Genomic DNA, 16,719 nt, shown 5'->3' with positions numbered 1-16,719 from the left:
TTTCGTCAAGCCGGCCATCGGATAACCCCTAAATGCCCATATTTATGAGGTTTGGATGACATCTGGGTCATCCTCCCGGGCTCCCTTGAGGACCGCCGTGCCTTTCACGCTGCCGCCCGACGCCAACGGAATTCTGCCCGACCGCATGATCGCGGCGATGGCGGATGCGGGCCTGATCCTGCCGGCCTATCCCTTTGTCGAGAGCCAGATCCAGCCCGCAAGCCTCGATCTTCGCCTCGGCGACATCGCCTACCGGGTACGCGCGAGCTTCCTCCCGGGGCCGGGTGCGACGGTCGCCGAGCGTATCGACGAGCTGAAACTGCACGAGATCGACCTCACTGACGGGGCGGTGCTGGAAACCAACTGCGTCTACATCGTGCCGCTGCTGGAGAGCCTCGCGCTGCCGCCGGAGATCGTCGCCGCCGCCAACCCCAAGAGCTCGACCGGGCGGCTCGACGTGTTCACCCGCGTGATCGCGGACGGCACCCGCCGCTTCGACATGATCGGCGCCGGCTATCACGGGCCGCTCTATGCCGAGATCAGCCCGAAGACGTTTCCAGTGCTGCTGCGCGAGGGATCCCGGCTGTCTCAAGTGCGCTTCCGCACCGGCGACGCCATCCTCAACGCGGACGAGTTGGACGCGCTGCATGAGGCTGAGCGGCTGGTCGACATCGACGACGCCGATCTCGCCAATGGCGTGGCGCTGAGCGTCGATCTGAGCGGCGCGAATTCCGGCGGCTTTGTCGGCTACCGCGCCAAGCGCCATACCGGCGTGGTCGATGTCGACCGCCGCGGCGGCTATGCGGTCGACGAATTCTGGGAGCCGATCGCGGCGCGCCCGGACGGCAGCCTGATCCTCGATCCCGGCGAGTTCTATATTCTGGCCTCGAAAGAGGCGGTGCAGATTCCACCGGATTACGCCGCCGAGATGGTGCCGTTCGATCCTCTGGTCGGCGAATTCCGCGTGCATTATGCCGGCTTCTTCGATCCCGGCTTTGGCTATGCCGGCGCCGGCGGGCAGGGCTCGCGCGCCGTCCTGGAAGTGCGCTCGCGCGAAGTGCCGTTCATCCTCGAGCACGGCCAGATCGTCGGCCGTCTGGTCTATGAAAAGATGCTGGCGCGGCCCGACGCCATGTACGGCCAGCGCATCGGCTCGAACTATCAGGCGCAGGGCCTGAAGCTGAGCAAGCATTTCCGGTTGTAATTCTCACCCTCGTCATTGCGAGCGAAGCGAAGCAATCCATGCTCACAAGCAAAGATGGATTGCTTCGTCGCGACGCTCCTCGCAATGACGGTGGTTGGTGCCTACCGCGCAGCCGACGTCATCGAAGGCGTCACGCGCCATATCGTGTTGCCGACGTCGTCGGCCACCAATAGCGCGCCCTGCTTGTCGAGCCGCACGCCGACCGGACGTCCGCGGGCTTCGCCGTCATCACTGACAAAGCCGGTCAGCACGTCCTGCGGCTTGCCGGAAGGCTTGCCGCCCTCGAACGGCACGAAGATCACCTTGTAGCCGGCGCGCGGCTTGCGATTCCACGAGCCGTGCTGGCCGATGAAAGCGCCGCCCGCCATCGCTTGCGGAAACAGATCGCCCGTGTTGAACGCCAGCCCGAGTGCAGCGGTATGCGCGCCGAGCGCGTAGTCCGGCGCCATTGCCTTGGCGACCATGTCGGGACGTCGCGGCTCGACGCGGGTATCGACGCGGTCGCCGAAATAGCTGTAGGGCCAGCCATAGAACGCGCCGTCCTTCACCGAGGTCATGTAATCAGGCACCAGATCGTTGCCGAGTTCATCGCGCTCGTTGACGACCACCCAGAGTTCGCCGGTGTGTGGATTCCATGCAGGTCCGTTCGGATTGCGCAGGCCTGAGCCAAACACCCGCCATGTGCCGCTGGCGCGATCGACCTCCAATACGGCGGCGCGATCCTTCTCGGCCTCGATGCCGTTCTCGCCGATGTTGCTGTTGGAGCCGACGGTCGCATAAAGCTTCGATCCGTCGGGGCTGGCGGTCAGGTCCTTGGTCCAGTGATGATTGAGGGTGCCCGCGGGCAGGTCGGCGAGCTTCTCGCCCGGTGCGGTGATTCTGGTGTCGCCGGCGTGATAGGGAAATTTCATGATCGCGTCGGTATTGGCGACATAGAAATCATCGCCCACCAGCACCATGCCGAACGGCGAGTTCAGTCCGCTCAGAAAGATGCTGCGGGTTTCAGCGGTACCGTCGCCATCGGCGTCGCGCAACAGCGTGATGCGATTGGCGCTCGGCACGCCGGCGCCGGCCCGGCTTAACGCCCACTTGAAGAAGAAGCCTTTGATGCCCCCGCCGTCCGGTTTCGGTGGGGCGTTGGACTCGGCCACCAGCACGTCGCCATTTGGCAGCACGTAGACCGTGCGCGGATGTTCGAGCCCGCTGGCGAAGGCATTCACGGCCATGCCGTTGGCGGCGGTGGGCTTGCCGCCTTCGGGCCAGCCCTTGGCGGCGGCGATGTTGACGGTCGGTATCCACGAGGTTTGCGGCGATGGTAGCTGGGGCGAGGGACCATAGGTCTGGTCGGCGGAGCCCGACGGAGCCTGTTCGTTACAGGCGGCGAGAGGAAGCGCCAGCGCTCCCAGACATAGCGCCAGCCGAAGATGGCTATGCATGACGGCTCCTTGCATATCGATGTACAATGCGGTGCATATCGTTCCACCAATGCGGAAAGCCGGCCATTGTTCGCGGTGCCTGCCATGAAATTCGCGTGAATTGAACCGCAACGCCTGCTTGCGGAAAGAGAAGGGAACCGGGATGGCGATGACTGAGGCGAAGGATGACCGCGCGCAGCAAGCGCAATGGGCGAAGTGGCGCAGCATCGCTGATCTCTATCACGCGTTTTTCACCGGCCTCGTTCTCACCGTCGTCTCCCGCCGCGGCACGGCGGACGCCGCCGAATTCGTGTTCCGGGTGTTTCGCCGCCAGCAGCAGGAACGCTTCCTGCCGGGGTTGGAAAAACTCGGGCTCAGCCATCTGCCGCCGGCGGTCGCGGCTGCGCAGTATCACTATCTCTCCAACTGGATCGGCGGCGTCCATGTCGAGTACATGTACGAGACCGATCGCAAGGCCTGGATCCGTTATCCGCCGCCGCGCTGGATCTGGCGGGGCACGGCGATCTGCGGCGTGCCCGGCGAAGTGTCGCGCGCGATGCTGCGGGGATGGCACGGCAATAACGGCGTGGCGCTCGGCAATTTGAATCTCGGCTTCGTGTGCACCAAGCAAAGCGTCGACGGCCAGGACGGCCTCGAAGGCTATTACTGCGAATACGATCATCCGCTCGAGTCAGATGCGCGGATGGTGTTCGCGCGGCATCTCGAAGCGCCGCGCTTCGATCCCACCACCGCGCCGGCATTGCCTGTTGCAAGCTGGCCGAAGCCGCGGTTGGAAAAGGCCTATCGCAACTACGCGATGGAATATGTGAAGACCGCGGCTCCCGTGATGGTGCAATGCTTCGGCCCGGAGGATGCCCGATATCTGTTGCACCTCACCGGCAAGCTGATCGGCATGCAATATTTCGACGAGATCGCGCAAAACCTCGGGGCGCGCCGCGGCGGGCCGAAGGAATTTGCTGGCTTCCTGCGTGCGCTGTTCGAGGCGCAGGATGATGCGGTTGAGATCAGCGAGTCCGACGGCACGTTCGAAATCCGGCAGCAAAGCTGGAAGCTGATGGCCGATGTCGGCGATTATCACCCGGCCTGCGCCAGTGTCCTGCAGGGATTGTTCGAGGGCCTGGCGGCCGGCTGCGGCCGCCATATTCCGGTCCATTTGAAGCCGTCAACCGGTGGAAAGGCACCGTTCGTCTGGTCGATTGGCTAAAGGGAGCGCGCTCGCCTGCAATCGCGCAGGGCCCCATTGCGTTGCGCGCACGCGGAATCGGGCCTTGCCGTGCTAGGAAACAGCTCGGCGCAGCGAGATAATGCGCCCAAAATATTGAATGGGCGCGCGACCTTAAGGTTGCCTTTCGCGCGCGGGAGCAGAAATGTCCGATATCGGCGTTGCCGAAATTCCCGTCGACGAGGAAGAACGCCCGCTGCCGCCACCGCCGCCGCCGGCGAAGAACGCGCTGATCGACGGTCCGATCCTGCGCACGCTGCTGTGGCTCGCCTGGCCCAACGTCATTGCGCTCTCGGCCGGCACCTGCGTGGTGATCGCCGAGACCTCCTATATCGGCCGGTTAGGGGTGGAATCGCTGGCCGCGATGGCGCTGGTGTTTCCCTGCGTGATCCTGACCATGACGATGTCGGGCGGCGCCATGGGCGGCGGTGTCGCATCCGCGATCGCGCGTGCGCTCGGCGCCGGGGACACGGAGCGGGCGTCGGTGCTCGCCGCGCATGCCTTGCTGATCGGCCTCTGCTTCGGGCTCGTCTTCATGCTGGGCATGCTGATCTTCGGCCCCAAGTTGCTGGAATTGCTCGGCGGCCGCGGCAACGTGCTGACGCAGGCGATCGGCTACACGCAGATATTTTTCGGCGGCGCCGTCGTGCCGTGGCTGATGAACACGATGGCCGGCATCCTGCGCGGCACCGGCAACATGAAACTGCCGTCGCTGCTGATGCTTATTTCCGCCGTCTGCCAGATCATCCTTGGCGGCACGCTCGGTCTCGGCCTCGGGCCGATTCCGCAATTCGGCATGCGCGGCGTCGCCGCCGGTTCGCTGATCGCCTTTATGGTCAGCATCTCCGTGATGACGTGGTATCTATTTTCCGGCCGTGCGCGCGTCGTTCCCAAGCTCATCGGCCTGCGGATTCGCTGGGCGATGTTCATCGACATCCTCAAGGTCGGCGCCATCGCCTGCTTCTCGCCGCTGCAGTCGGTGCTGACGATCAGCATATTCACCTACATGCTGGCGGGTTTCGGCACCGAGATCCTGGCCGGTTACGGCATCGGCGCGCGGCTCGAGTTCATGCTGACGTCGATCGCCTTCGCGGTCGGCATCGCGACGGTGCCGATGGTCGGCATGGCGATCGGCGCGAAACGCATCGCGCGAGCCCGCAGGATCTGCTGGATCGCGGGCGGCGTGGCCTTTGTCGGGGTCGGCGCGTTGGCGACCTTGATCGCGATCTTCCCCGACATCTGGGTCAATCTCTTCACCGACAATGCGGGCGTGCGCGCCGCAAGCCGGCAGTATCTGTCTACGGCGGCGCCGATGTATGCATTCCTTGGCCTTGCCACGACCTGCTATTTTTCATCGCAGGGCGCGGCCAAGGTGCTCGGCCCCGTGCTGGCGCAGACCGCGCGTCTGGTGTTCATCATCATCGGCGGCTGGTGGCTGTCGACACACGATGCCACCGCCACGGACTACTTCATGCTGACGGCCGCATCGATGATGCTGCTCGGCCTGCTGTCCTGCGCAAGCGTGATCCTGACGCGGTGGGGACCGAAGCGGGGTCCCCTTGCGAAGGCTCGTCCGGCGTTGTCGTAACTGCATCTCCGTCATCCTGAGGTGCGAGCGCAGCGAGCCTCGAAGGATGAATCGGTCGCAGATGGGCCGTCGTCCTTCGAGGCGCGCAAGAGCGCGCACCTCAGGATGACGGAGATAGTTCAGGCGTTGACGTCGCTTTACCGTCGCCGGTGCCGCCGGCTGAGACGGCCGCCGCCGCCCATATTGGCCATGCGCATCAGCTGCGGGATCATGCTCATCATCTCGCCGCCGCCGGCGCCGCCGAGCATGCCCATGATGTCGCCGCCGCCCATGCCACCCATGTTGACGCCATAGCCGTTGGCCATGCCGCCGCCATAGCCGCCACCGAAGCCGCCGGGGATTCCACCGCCGCCCATCATGCCACCAAAACCACCGCCGCCACCTTCCATCATGCGGCCCATCATCGGGCCCATGGTCTGCATCATCATGCCGAAGCGGCGCTTGCCCATCTTCGCCTTCATCATGTCCAGCATCGGCGCCATCTGCGTCATCATGTCGTCGCCGCCACCTCCACCGCCACCGAAGTCGGCGAATTGCGCTTTCGCCGGCGTCGTCGTCAGGGCAAACAGCAGCAGCAGCGTGGCCGCCTGACACATAACCTTGTCAGTTCCAGTCATGGTTCGACCTCCCAATGCGCCGCGGCCCGCGGAGGCGGTGCCATCCGGGCGCAAATGGTGACGCTAGGAGCGGGCGAAAGGCTGATCTGTGCGACAGATCACGGTGCTCGGCGTCGGGCGGTGAACTCGCTATTGACACGCCAGCTCGCGCCGTTGTCCGCGGAGATCTCGCCGCGCCACAGGAACGAGTTAGGTGTGATCTCGGAAAAACTCCAGCGCATCAATTGGCCGTCCGGCCGCGTGCCGTGCTGCACGATGTCACGGCCTTCAGCGCGGCCGATCATCTGCAGAAAACTTCGCGCCACCGGGTCGGTCCATTGGATCCGCCAGGCATCGATATCCGGATCGTAGACCCGCAGCGTCGTGCCGTAGGAATTGATCTTGGCGGTGGCGTCGCCGTGGCGCCCTTCGCCGCGTGGCGGTACGATCCAGACGTCCTGTATCGCGCGCCCCTCCAGCGCCCAGCCGAAATGCCATTCACCGGCGCGGCGGCGCTCGCGGCCGTCGTCGGCAAATTGCCTGACGTCGAGATCCCAGGAGCCGACAAAGCGTCCGTAGAGATCCATCTTGCCGGCGCGGTCGGCTGAGGGACCGACCGCGCCGAGCGCTTCGAGAAACGCGGAAATCATGCCGCGGCTTTCCCAAGCGCCTTCTGCATCGCCAGCGCCGCCTGATCCATCTGCGCGTTCATGTAGGTCGCGATTTCATGCGGCAGCACGTCGACGGTCCACGCCAGCCGGCTGCGGCCGTTGCCTTCCGCGGTCACCTGCACCGAGGCGCTGTGCTGTTTGATCCGTTCGCTGATGACAGCATAGACCAGCCGCCGCCGCGCATCGTCGCAATCGACCAAGAGTTCGCGCGCCACCGTGCCGTTGGAAAACGTCACGATCCGCGCGTCGCCGTCGAGGCGGGTGTCGAGCACGAAGCCGGGCACCAGCCGCGTATGCAACGCTCCGAAATCGCGCACCGCGTCCCAGACGTCATTGGGATTGGCGTCGATGATGATGTCCTTGTGGATGGAAGCCATGGTGAGGAGTCCTTCGAATGAGGGTGGAAGGTGTTAGCTCCGTCATTGCGAGCGAAGCGAAGCAATCCATAGTGCGGCAAAGCAAGTATGGATTGCTTCGTCGCTTCGCTCCTCGCAATGACGGTGAGGGAGGGATGAAGTGGCCTACGTACAAACCGCCTCGACATTGTTGCCGTCAGGATCGATCAGGAACGCCGCGTAGTAAGTCGGGCTGTAATCCGCGCGCGCGCCCGCGCCGCCATTGTCGCGGCCGCCGGCCTTCAGGCCCTCGGCATGGAATTGCTTGATCGCGGCATGGTCGGGCGCGCGGAACGCGACATGGGCGCCGGTGCCGGCAGTGCCCTTGTGCAGATGCAGCCAGAGCGCGGGTTCGCCCTTTGGCCCGAAGCCGGCGCCGGAATCATCGCGCGAGCACAGCACAAAGCCGAGGGGTGCGAGCGCTGCCGTATAGAAGCGTACGCTGGCGTCGAGATTTCCGACGCGTAATCCGATGTGGTCGTACATTGCTGTTCTCCAGTGAGAAGTGCGCGCGGGAATGCCGCGCAACCTGGAGAAACCCTAGCTAGTTGAGGGCAAGCCGTTCTTGGAGAATCTTGCGCTTCCCCCGTGAGGCCTGGCGGAACCGCAGCGGCGAGGCGCCGGCGGCGCGATGGAAGGTGCGCACGAAATTGGAGAGGTCGCCGAAGCCGACGTCATAGGCAATAGCGGTGATCGGGCTGTCGTCATCGGCGAGCCGCCGCGCCGCATGGCGCAGCCGAGAGCGCAGCAGATATTGATGCGGGGTGACGCCGACCACGTTCGAGAACAGCCGCAGGAAGTGGAACGGGCTGATGCCGGCTTGCGCGGCGGCATCTTCCAGGTCGATTTCGCGGTGCGAATTGGCATCGATCCACAGCGCGGTTTCCACCGCGCGGCGGCGGTCGCGGGCGGCGTCGGGACCAGCTTTACGTGGCTTGCCGGAGACCACCTCGACAAAGCGGCTGGCGAATACCTGCCCGATCTCGTCGAGGCCGATGTCGCTGTTGCCATTTGCCGCCGCCTGCGCGAGCTCGCCGAGCACCATGAGTTCCGGCAGCGGCGGCGCCGAGCCGATCTGCCAGATATTCCTGGCTTCGCTGATCGCATCCACCAGTTCCGGCCCCAGGAAGAAGGAGAGGCATTCGTCGCCGCAGACGTGGTCATGGGTGCAGGTATATTCGTCGCCGGGATGGCCGATCAGCACCGATCCCGCCACCAATTCACTGAACTTGCCGCGGCAGTGCAGGCCGAAACTGCCTTTGCGGACATAGGAAATCGAGTGGCAGCGGTGCTGCTCGGCAAAAGGCTTATCGCCGGGTCCCGCGCTGCAGCGGAAATCGGATACCGAAATGGATTTGCGCTCGAGCAGCGTGGTCGCGGCCATCCCGTAAATTTAGGTAGGCGGGCGCGGCGGCGCAACCGGCAGCAGCACGTCGAACAGGGTCTTGCTGGCGGTCGGGTGGGTGCCCTCGATCGACAGCAGCCGGCGCTTGGAGATGGCGCCGCCGTTCGGCGAGATCTTGTCGGCATAGTGCCCGGCCTCGAGCACGCGATGGCAGGGCACGATGATCATGAAGGGGTTGCGGGCGATCGCCTGCGCCACCGAATACACCGCGCCCGAGGCGCGCAGCGCACTTGCGACCTCGCCATAGGTACGGGTCTCGCCGCGCGGGATGGTGCGGGCGAGCTGATAGACGCGCTGGTTGAAGGCGGGAATCCCGGTCATGTCGAGCGCGACATCGGAAAGGTCGCTGTAGCCGCCGCGCAGCAACGCCACGATGCCTTCGATCGCGATGGCGACATTTTCGGGAGGGCGTAGTTCGCGGGCGTCGGGATAAAGCTGGAACAGCCGCCGTCTTGTGTCGATCTCGCGGGCTTCCGGGAGCTGCACGCCCATAACGCCGAACTCGCCCCATGCGATCCCGCACCGGCCGATCCCCGTGTCAAAAATGCTGTAGCCACGCCCCGCCATACGCCACCAACCCCGGCAGGATCATAACACCGCCATCAAAGCGCGCATCTGGAATCTTTGTAAGCCGTTAAGGGCCTGGGGCGGGAAGGCGCGGGTACCGCTTGGCGGAACGCCCGGGGTCGGCTAATCAGGGGGACGCAAATGCGTTCGCGGGCGTAGTTCAATGGTAGAACGGCAGCTTCCCAAGCTGCATACGAGGGTTCGATTCCCTTCGCCCGCTCCAAACCGTTAGCTCATCTCAAAGCGGGCATTGAACCACAAACGTAAGTTTGACAGCGTACACTTGGATGTTGTTGTCTGAAAGATGCCGCCGTAGAAGTTGAAAACGGGAGGGGGCTCCTATGGCAACATGCGATTACTGCGGAACATCTTATCGAGGTGGATCGATCAAGGATGGTTCGTATCGATACTGCACCGGTCATTGTTGTGATCGCGGCAAGATCATGCTCGGCTATCTTGAGAAAGTTCCTCAAGCCAAGATCGACTCAATTGTAGAACAGTCGCATAGAGGGCCATGCAATAGTTGTGGTCACAACCACAGTGTTGATGTCCACCAATCCTATCGAATTTGGTCTGCTCTCATTTATTCAAGATGGGAAACTGGTGCCTACGTGGCTTGTCAACATTGCGCTCGCCAAAGACATTTGAACGATTTGATGTTCTGCGCGGTTGCTGGTTGGTGGTCGCCCCACGGATTCTTGATAACGCCCTTCTTCATTGTTTTTAATGTCGTTGCGCTGCTTCGTCGCGTTGATCCGTCGTTACCATCCGATCGCTTCCGAAAGCTTGTTCGTATGAATTTAGCACGACGCCTTGCTGCCAGCTAACAGAATGAGGCGAGGTAGGTTGCACTGCGCTGATCGGCCTTGCTGGGCTTTAGGAAATCGGGGGTGACGTGGGATTTCTCAAGGCGATAGGCTGGGGCATACTATTTCTCATTATTGCTCTCGCCGGGACTCTAGCCATTGTCATCGGAGCGAATTCGCTCATTGCTGCCCATAATCCCGTGATGCCGCGCTCCGGCGTCTCTGTATACACAGACTCATGGGATCGCGGGTACGTGGTCGCGTCCGGTACATGGACGATGGAGAATGCCCGACAAGCATTTCCAATTCAGACTTCTAAGATCCGATGTATGAGGGATGAGAAGACATGCACTGTAGCTCAAGCCGAAATCGCATTCGGCAACATCCTGAATTTGGAGACGTACAGCTACGACATCGCTAAGTGGGATAACACGACGATCCTGTTTCGTACGGACACTGAGTGTGTTGAGTATGTCTACACGATTGATCGAGCGAACAAGCGACTACTCGGCACCCGTACTAAGAAGCCAAAGGCTGGTGCAGAGTGTTCGGCTGTTGAGGACAAAGCGCTTCGTCTCGCATTTGTTGATGGCTTCGATGTTTGGAAAACTGTAAATCAGGAGGCTGAATCCAAGATCGCGCCAATCATGTGGGCGGTGGTAGGGGCATGGTGGCTCCTATTTGGTTGGTGGTTCTGGAGCAAACGGAAGAGCGCACGGAACCTCGCCGCATAGCGCCCATTGTGCTCCTCACCGATCCCGCGTAGAGTCCACCCGTCGCAAGACGATGGCGCTGAACCTTAGAATGGACTGCGGGCAGACCCGGGGGCAGTACCCGGCGCCTCCACCTTAGCAGCTTGAGCTTAAAGGTCTCATTTCGGTGAGATCGATTTCGCCGCAAGGCAAAATCCCAAGGCTGCTATGGCGGGGGCGAACCAGGATCGATGGTCGCAAAGAAGTTCTGAATTGTGCTCGGCATGATACCGCCGTTATCGGGTCAAAAACCTAAATGCAAACGATAACGTTGCATTGAACGAAGTGCGCCTCGCGGCGTAACCTGTTCGGGGTTGGTCCACCTGGCAACAGAACGGCCATGGCCGCGTCAACCTTCGGGTTGGCGCGGCTTTTATTTGTGAACCGGCCTCGCGCTGTGCGCGACTACAATCACAAGTACTATTGTGCTAAATTGCGCTGCCGCAGAGATGGAGGCGAACGCGTTGACCCAGGCCATCGCTGCCGACAACACCTCCCGAAACAATTTGCTTGTCATCGCTGCCGGCGGTCTGCTGTCGGGCCTGTTGACGCCGCTCACGCCGCAATTGATCGACAAGTTCACCGGCGGTTCCGGCAATCTGCGCATGGCGCTGGTGGCGGTTCCGTTTGCGGTGCTCGTCTTCTTCGTGGTCCGGCGCTGCAGCGCCAATCCGGTTTGGGCGGCGCTGCTTGCCGGCATTGTCACCATGGTCGCTTTCGTCTGCGCGGTGAACGCCGCAATCTGGATCGACATGCAGGCCTATGGCGCCTCCAAGATGATGCGCAACGTGCTGGCGGGCCTCGCCGGCGGTTTCGTCGGCGCCGGCCTGATGGCGCTGGCGATCGCGCTGCTGCCGGCCGGGCCGCGCGATGCGGCGTTATGGATGCGGATGCTGCTGACGGGCACGCTGGCCGGCACGCTGATGGCGGTCGACAGCGCGCTCGATCTCGATCTCACCTCGGTGCTCTATCCGGTCTGGCAGGCCGCCGTCGCGGTGCGGCTGGCGATGGTGTTGCAGCGAGGGACGTTGACCTGACGAGGCTACCGGCTTACGGCGCGATCGTCAGCACGGCCTTCATGTTGGGATGGAAGCGGCAGTAATATTCGACCGTGCCGGCCTTCTTCAGCACCGACGTCACGGTCTTCTTCGGCGGCATGGCGACATCGAAATCGCCGTTTCGCGCGGTGGCGGTGTGGGCGAAGATGTCCTTGTTGATCCATTCGATGGTGTCGCCGACCCTGGCGGTTACCTGCGCCGGCGACACCACGAGATTGTCCATCACGATCTGGATGGTTGCGGCATGCGCCGGGATGGCGATGGCGCCCGATAGCAGGGCGGTCCCGATGAGAAACGTGCGTCTCGGCAGCATGGCAGTCTCCCTTACTTCAGGCCGGCGGCGACGTGTTCGGCGTGCTGCTGGTGGCCCTGAAACAGCTTCAGGCCGGTCTGCAGCAGGCTCTTCAGCTCGGCATTGCTGGCTGACGGGATCAGCAGTGTCTCCAGCGCGCCATTGACCGCCTTGTGGTAGGCAATCTCGTTGGCGATATAGGCCTTGTCGTAGTCGGCGCCTTTCAGTTTGCCGAGTTCGGCCAGCTTGTCCGCGGCCTGCTTCGAGAGCGTCTTGCTGGTGTCGTTGTCCTCGGGCGTGACCTTCAGCTTCTTGACGAGGTCGAGCGCCTGCTTGTTCACGGCTTCATGGTCGCGCACCATGCCCTCCGCGAACGCCTTGACGTCCTTGTTGCTGGCCTTGGTGATCGCTTGCTTGCCGGCGGCGACGTCGATGACGCCGGCGGTGTAGGCGATATGCGCGATCTGCGGGTCGGTGGGCTTTGCGCCCTGCGCCAGTGCGGCGCCGCCCAAAAGGCTCAATGCGGCAATCGCCGCGCTCAATCGAACGAACATGGTGTGACACTCCTGTGGCGCCGACGCGAGCGGTCGGCTTTCAAGTTGATTGCACAGGAGTTGGATGGCGCAGGTGGCCGGAGGTTCCCGAAAAAATCAGATTAAGCCGAGCCGGTTCAGCACCGCATCGGTGAGCCGTTCGCAGCGCCTGCCGGCAAACGGAAACGCGTCCATCACGACGGGGCCGATCTTCTTCTCGACATTGTCGCGCAGCATGACGCGGGCGCGATGCAGCCTCGTCTTCACGGTCACAGGATTGAGCCCCAGAATCTCGGCGGTCTCCTCGACATTCATGCCCTCGATCACCCGGGTGATGAAGACGAGCCGGAACGGTTCCGGCAATTCGTCGATGGCGTGTTCGACGACATGCTGAATTTCACGTTGGGCCATGGATTTTTCCGGGTCGTCTGCGGCGGCGCGGGGAAACTGGATGATCTGGGCTTCGAGCGTGCCCTGTGGCAACGACGACAGTTCCACGCCCGGCCGCTGCCGGCGCAATCGTCCCAGCGCCTCGTTCATCGCGATCCGCGCCAGCCAGGTCGCCAGGCTGGAATCGCCGCGAAAACTCTCCAGATGCGTGAAGGCGCGGACGTAAGTTTCCTGCACGACGTCCTCGGCCTCGCCATCATTGCGCAGGATGCCACGGGCGAGCCGGTAGAGCCGGCGGTTGTTCGCCTGCATGATGGCGCGAGCCGCGGTCTCGTCGCGGGCCAGCGCCCGGCGGATCAGGTCGAGGTCACCAGTGTCGACGGGCGGAATATGAGGCGTGTGGGCCTGACGCATGATGGTTCCACCAATAGCAATGTATTGGGGTTGGATGCGGCAAAGGCCAAGAGGTTCCCGAAATAATTTGGGGCGCGTCGGCGGCTACCTGGAAGTATCCAGGCAGCCGCACAGCCTTTCGCTCACGCGCTCGCCGGCACCTGATCGAGGAAGCCGGTGATGCTGCGGATGCGGCCGTCGCTCAGCACGGCGAAATCCGTGCCCTTGATCGGGCTGTCAGCGCCGTCGGGGCCGAGGCCCCAGCAGAACCGGACGTGGTCGCCGTACCCATTGGGCTCGCCGATCAGCTTGAATTTGAAATCCGGAAACCGCTGCTGCACGCCTGCGATCAGCGCATCGACGCCGTCATGGCCGTCGCCGCTCATCAAGGGGTCGACATAGCGGGCGTCTCTGGCCCAGTTTTGGCTGAGGATCTCGCGGCGGCGGGCCGGGGTTCGCTCGTTCCACAAATCGATGTAACTGTTGGCAATGGTCTGCGCGTCGGTCATGGGGCTCTCCTTCGTTGCGGCCGAATGGATCGGCTGACCCTTTATCGAAGGTTCGCGCGCGTGTTTCGATTACCTCAGAGGTCAAGGAAACGCGGTCATTGAGATACGGATCAAGGAAAGGTACGGCGCGAGGGCAGGCAAACCCTCGCGCCGCGAAAAATCACTTCGCCGCAACCACCATGATCTCGACGTTGTATTGCGGGGACGCCAATTGGGCCTCGACCGTGGCGCGCGCCGGGGTGTTGCCCGCCGACACCCAGCCGTCCCACACCGCGTTCATTTCCGGGAAGGTTTTCATGTCGGTGATGTAGATCGTGGCCGACAGAAGCTTCGACTTGTCGGTCCCGGCTTTGGCGAGATGGCCGTCGATGGTCTTGAGCACGTCCTGCGTCTGCTTGGTCACGCTTTCGCCGGCTGCATTGTTGGCGACGACGCCCGCGAGATAGACGGTGTTGCCGTGGACGACGACCTGGCTCATGCGCGGGCCGGTTTCGAAACGCTGGACTGACATGGTGTTCTCCGTTTTTTAAAGTGGCGCGCCTCCTTAGCGCGCCGGGGCGCGATCGGCTACTGCGTTCTTGGCAATGAAGGCCGCTCAAATTGTCACGTATCGGGGAATCCAACTTAAAGCCGGGTTGGTTTGGCTTTGCCGGAGCGCTGCGGGCGGCCGACGATATTGCACGGAGTGCAATTGTCCGATTGCAACGCAAAAAGTCATGTGATCGATGGTGGAGGATCGATGTCCGCACCGGATTCTTCATGACGATTGAGCCAGCGACACTTTGCGTTGCCGCGACCGGAATCTTCGTGATCGGCTTCATGAAGGGCGCTTTCGGCGGTGGCTTCGCGATCATCGGCATTCCGCTGCTGGCCTTGGTGATGAACCCGATCGATGCGGGCACGATGCTGGCCCCGCTGTTCGTGGCGATGGATGTCTTCGCGCTGCGCTACTGGAAGCCGTCGACGTGGTCGAAGCCGGACCTCTCGATTTTGTTGCCGGGTCTTCTGGTCGGCATCGGCGTCGGCTTCTTCGTGCTCAGGGATCTCGACCGCCACGCGATCGAGATCGTGATGGCGCTTATCACCCTGGTGTTTGCCGGCTTGTGGCTGCGCGGCGGCGCCGGCGTCTCGGTGCGGCCGCGTTCGCCGGCCACGGCGCTGCTGGCCGGCGGCGCGTCGGGCGTGACGACGATGGTCGCCCATTCCGGCGGCCCGCCGCTGGCGATGTACCTGCTGCCGCTCGGGCTCTCCAAGCAGATGTATGCCGGCACGACGAGCATGTTCTTCACCGTCGGCAACCTCATCAAGGTCGGGCCCTGGCTGCTGATCGGGCATCTCTCGCAGGCCCTGGTGACGATGATGCTGCTTGGCATACCCGTCGCCTTTGCCGGCGTCTGGACCGGCTGGCGGTTGCATCAGCGCCTCGACCAGGTGCAGCTCTACCGCGCCTGTTACGCGCTGCTTGTCGTCACGGCCTTGAAATTGCTGTGGGACGGCGTCGCCGGATATGCGCGGTGAGTTCTGCCGGCGATCAGCCCACTGCTTCGCCGCTGAGGTCACTTATTTTTCGAACGCGTCATACACCAGCGCCTTGAAGGCCGGGGTGATGCGTGAGCGTTCCAGCTGGGTCTGCTCCATGAGGATGTAGACCATGTCCAGTTTGGGATCGACGCCGAAGTATGTTCCGCTGCCGCTATCCCATTTCAGTTCGCCGATCGAACCTGCCGGCGGCGGCTTCGCATTTCCCGGTTCGACGCGAACCGCAAGGCCATAGCCGTAGCCAAAACCATCGCCGGGAAAATAATAGTAATCGCGTCCGACGCCGGAGCCCGGTCCGATCTGGTCTGACGTCATCTGCTTGAACGCGGCGGGGCTGAGATACTGCTTGCCGTCCAGCTTGCCGCCGCCCAGCAGCATTTGCGCAAATCGTGCATAATCCGTGATGGTCGAGAGCAGGCCGCCGCCGGCTGACTCCCATTCGGCGTGCCTGCGCCGTTCCTCCCCCGACATACGCAGGACGGTATCGCCCGGCAGCGGCTCGGCCATGCGCGCCGCTTCAGCCGAGCCCTGCAGCACGAACTTCGTGCTGGTCATGCCAAGCGGATCGAGAATGCGCTCTTTCAGGAAGTGGTACAGCGATTTGCCGGAGACAATTTCGATGACGCGTCCGAGAACGTCGGTGGAATGGCCGTAGCGCCAGAGTGTGCCGGGCTGTCTCGCCAGTGGCAGGCGGGCAATACGTTCGGCAAACTCCGCATTGTTGAAATGTCCTTCAAAGATATTCGCGTCCGTATAGGCCTTCATGATCAATTCGCTGCCGATGTATTCATAGGTGATGCCGGACGTATGCCGGAGCAGGTCCTCGATCGTCACCGGCCGGTTCGGCGGCACGAGTTCCAGGATCGGGTTGCCGTCCTTCGGTTTGGATTCCACGCCGACTTTCGTGGCGGCAAATGACGGAATGTATCGTGACACCGGGTCGGCCAGCGCCAGTTTTCCTTCGTCGATCAGCATCATCGCAGCCAGGCTGGTGATCGGCTTGGTCATCGAATGGATGGCAAAGATCGTATCAGGCGTCATCGGCAGTTTGGTGGCGACGTCCCGAACGCCGAAGCTCTTGAGATAGACCGGCCGGCCATGCTGCTGGATCAGCACGACCGCGCCGGGAAGCTTCCCGGTAGTCACTTCGTTTTCGAAAAATTGCGACAGGCGCTCGAGTTTGGCGGGTGACGGCGCCGGCGCGGCGGCGTTGGCCTGGGCGCGGGCGGGGACGTCGCTCCCGGCCATCACAGCGGCCGCGATGGACAGAGCCCATATGATCTTCGGCATCATGGCAAGTATCCCCCGCGCAAGTAGGCCGGAACGGCCGCAGCAACTGCTTCGATCGCCCAGGTATTCTGCG

At 62.8% G+C, this 16,719-nt stretch carries 19 protein-coding genes, 1 tRNA gene and 1 other RNA gene; 8 read left to right on the top strand and 13 right to left on the bottom strand.

Annotated features, from left to right (window positions below; translation table 11 throughout):
- Positions 1 to 55 precede the first annotated feature (55 nt).
- Positions 56 to 1,204 (top strand): 2'-deoxycytidine 5'-triphosphate deaminase, encoded by a 1,149-nt coding sequence (locus JQ629_RS05910; protein ID WP_249133844.1) that lies wholly within the window; start codon positions 56 to 58, stop codon positions 1,202 to 1,204.
- A gap of 101 nt (positions 1,205 to 1,305) precedes the next feature.
- On the opposite strand, the gene JQ629_RS05905 is transcribed toward JQ629_RS05910, so the two are convergent.
- The gene (locus tag JQ629_RS05905) at positions 1,306 to 2,640 is read right to left on the bottom strand and encodes a PQQ-dependent sugar dehydrogenase (RefSeq protein WP_212411810.1); all 1,335 of its coding nucleotides are present in this window, start codon (positions 2,638 to 2,640) and stop codon (positions 1,306 to 1,308) included.
- Positions 2,641 to 2,788: 148 nt separating this feature from the next.
- On the opposite strand from JQ629_RS05905, the gene JQ629_RS05900 reads away from it, so the two are divergent.
- Positions 2,789 to 3,844: a hypothetical protein gene (locus tag JQ629_RS05900; protein WP_212411998.1), complete on the top strand. Its 1,056-nt coding sequence runs from the start codon at positions 2,789 to 2,791 to the stop codon at positions 3,842 to 3,844.
- A 163-nt stretch (positions 3,845 to 4,007) separates the two neighbouring features.
- A complete protein-coding gene (locus JQ629_RS05895; protein WP_212411809.1) occupies positions 4,008 to 5,450 on the top strand; it encodes an MATE family efflux transporter in 1,443 nt (480 codons plus the stop codon).
- 137 nt (positions 5,451 to 5,587) lie between these two features.
- Here JQ629_RS05895 and JQ629_RS05890 read toward each other — a convergent pair whose 3' ends face one another.
- The 6 genes from JQ629_RS05890 to JQ629_RS05865 all read right to left on the bottom strand — a co-directional run bounded on the left by JQ629_RS05890 (position 5,588) and on the right by JQ629_RS05865 (position 9,084).
- Positions 5,588 to 6,067, bottom strand: coding sequence for a hypothetical protein (locus JQ629_RS05890; protein ID WP_212411808.1), 480 nt, complete (start codon positions 6,065 to 6,067; stop codon positions 5,588 to 5,590).
- A 98-nt stretch (positions 6,068 to 6,165) separates the two neighbouring features.
- Positions 6,166 to 6,696: a hypothetical protein gene (locus JQ629_RS05885; RefSeq protein ID WP_212411806.1), complete on the bottom strand. Its 531-nt coding sequence runs from the start codon at positions 6,694 to 6,696 to the stop codon at positions 6,166 to 6,168.
- Positions 6,693 to 7,094: an SRPBCC family protein gene (locus JQ629_RS05880; RefSeq protein ID WP_212411804.1), complete on the bottom strand. Its 402-nt coding sequence runs from the start codon at positions 7,092 to 7,094 to the stop codon at positions 6,693 to 6,695. The genes JQ629_RS05885 and JQ629_RS05880 overlap by 4 nt, the downstream gene beginning before the upstream one ends.
- Before the next feature lie 144 nt (positions 7,095 to 7,238).
- Positions 7,239 to 7,598 carry a VOC family protein gene (locus JQ629_RS05875; RefSeq protein ID WP_212411802.1) on the bottom strand — a complete coding sequence of 120 codons (360 nt, stop codon included), beginning with the start codon at positions 7,596 to 7,598 and terminating at the stop codon, positions 7,239 to 7,241.
- 58 nt (positions 7,599 to 7,656) lie between these two features.
- The gene (locus tag JQ629_RS05870) at positions 7,657 to 8,496 is read right to left on the bottom strand and encodes a helix-turn-helix transcriptional regulator (RefSeq protein WP_212411800.1); all 840 of its coding nucleotides are present in this window, start codon (positions 8,494 to 8,496) and stop codon (positions 7,657 to 7,659) included.
- A gap of 9 nt (positions 8,497 to 8,505) precedes the next feature.
- Entirely contained in the window at positions 8,506 to 9,084 is a 579-nt protein-coding gene (locus JQ629_RS05865; protein WP_212411798.1) for a methylated-DNA--[protein]-cysteine S-methyltransferase, read from the bottom strand.
- 149 nt (positions 9,085 to 9,233) lie between these two features.
- Here JQ629_RS05865 and JQ629_RS05860 point away from each other — a divergent pair.
- From JQ629_RS05860 to JQ629_RS05845, 4 genes are all read left to right on the top strand, one after another.
- A tRNA-Gly gene (locus JQ629_RS05860) sits at positions 9,234 to 9,307 on the top strand.
- Positions 9,308 to 9,979: 672 nt separating this feature from the next.
- Positions 9,980 to 10,624 (top strand): hypothetical protein, encoded by a 645-nt coding sequence (locus JQ629_RS05855; RefSeq protein ID WP_212411796.1) that lies wholly within the window; start codon positions 9,980 to 9,982, stop codon positions 10,622 to 10,624.
- A gap of 2 nt (positions 10,625 to 10,626) precedes the next feature.
- Positions 10,627 to 10,988, top strand: a transfer-messenger RNA (tmRNA) gene (gene ssrA, locus JQ629_RS05850).
- A 118-nt stretch (positions 10,989 to 11,106) separates the two neighbouring features.
- On the top strand, positions 11,107 to 11,679 hold the full coding sequence (locus JQ629_RS05845) for a hypothetical protein (RefSeq protein ID WP_212411794.1): 573 nt from the start codon (positions 11,107 to 11,109) through the stop codon (positions 11,677 to 11,679).
- A 13-nt stretch (positions 11,680 to 11,692) separates the two neighbouring features.
- Here JQ629_RS05845 and JQ629_RS05840 read toward each other — a convergent pair whose 3' ends face one another.
- The 5 genes from JQ629_RS05840 to JQ629_RS05820 form a co-directional block, all read right to left on the bottom strand.
- On the bottom strand, positions 11,693 to 12,013 hold the full coding sequence (locus JQ629_RS05840) for a cupredoxin domain-containing protein (RefSeq protein WP_212411792.1): 321 nt from the start codon (positions 12,011 to 12,013) through the stop codon (positions 11,693 to 11,695).
- Positions 12,014 to 12,024: 11 nt separating this feature from the next.
- On the bottom strand, positions 12,025 to 12,546 hold the full coding sequence (locus JQ629_RS05835; RefSeq protein ID WP_211997931.1) for a DUF4142 domain-containing protein: 522 nt from the start codon (positions 12,544 to 12,546) through the stop codon (positions 12,025 to 12,027).
- Between the two features lie 96 nt (positions 12,547 to 12,642).
- Complete coding sequence (locus JQ629_RS05830) at positions 12,643 to 13,329, bottom strand: RNA polymerase sigma factor (RefSeq protein ID WP_212411790.1); 687 nt, start codon at positions 13,327 to 13,329, stop codon at positions 12,643 to 12,645.
- Positions 13,330 to 13,451: 122 nt separating this feature from the next.
- Positions 13,452 to 13,817, bottom strand: a complete 366-nt coding sequence (locus JQ629_RS05825) for a nuclear transport factor 2 family protein (RefSeq protein WP_212411788.1) — start codon at positions 13,815 to 13,817, stop codon at positions 13,452 to 13,454.
- A 160-nt stretch (positions 13,818 to 13,977) separates the two neighbouring features.
- The gene (locus JQ629_RS05820; RefSeq protein ID WP_212265317.1) at positions 13,978 to 14,328 is read right to left on the bottom strand and encodes a RidA family protein; all 351 of its coding nucleotides are present in this window, start codon (positions 14,326 to 14,328) and stop codon (positions 13,978 to 13,980) included.
- A 248-nt stretch (positions 14,329 to 14,576) separates the two neighbouring features.
- Between JQ629_RS05820 and JQ629_RS05815 the strand changes: the two genes are divergently transcribed.
- The gene (locus tag JQ629_RS05815) at positions 14,577 to 15,335 is read left to right on the top strand and encodes a sulfite exporter TauE/SafE family protein (RefSeq protein ID WP_212411786.1); all 759 of its coding nucleotides are present in this window, start codon (positions 14,577 to 14,579) and stop codon (positions 15,333 to 15,335) included.
- A gap of 42 nt (positions 15,336 to 15,377) precedes the next feature.
- Here the strand turns inward: JQ629_RS05815 and JQ629_RS05810 are convergent, their stop codons facing one another.
- Positions 15,378 to 16,649, bottom strand: a complete 1,272-nt coding sequence (locus tag JQ629_RS05810; protein WP_502752428.1) for a serine hydrolase domain-containing protein — start codon at positions 16,647 to 16,649, stop codon at positions 15,378 to 15,380.
- Positions 16,650 to 16,719 lie beyond the last annotated feature (70 nt).

Origin of the sequence: Bradyrhizobium sp. AUGA SZCCT0222 (assembly GCF_018130205.1) — a bacterium.
Taxonomy (GTDB): Bacteria; Pseudomonadota; Alphaproteobacteria; order Rhizobiales; family Xanthobacteraceae; genus Bradyrhizobium.
Note: the sequence above shows the minus strand (reverse complement) of the source record. Positions and strands in the feature narration are given on the sequence as shown.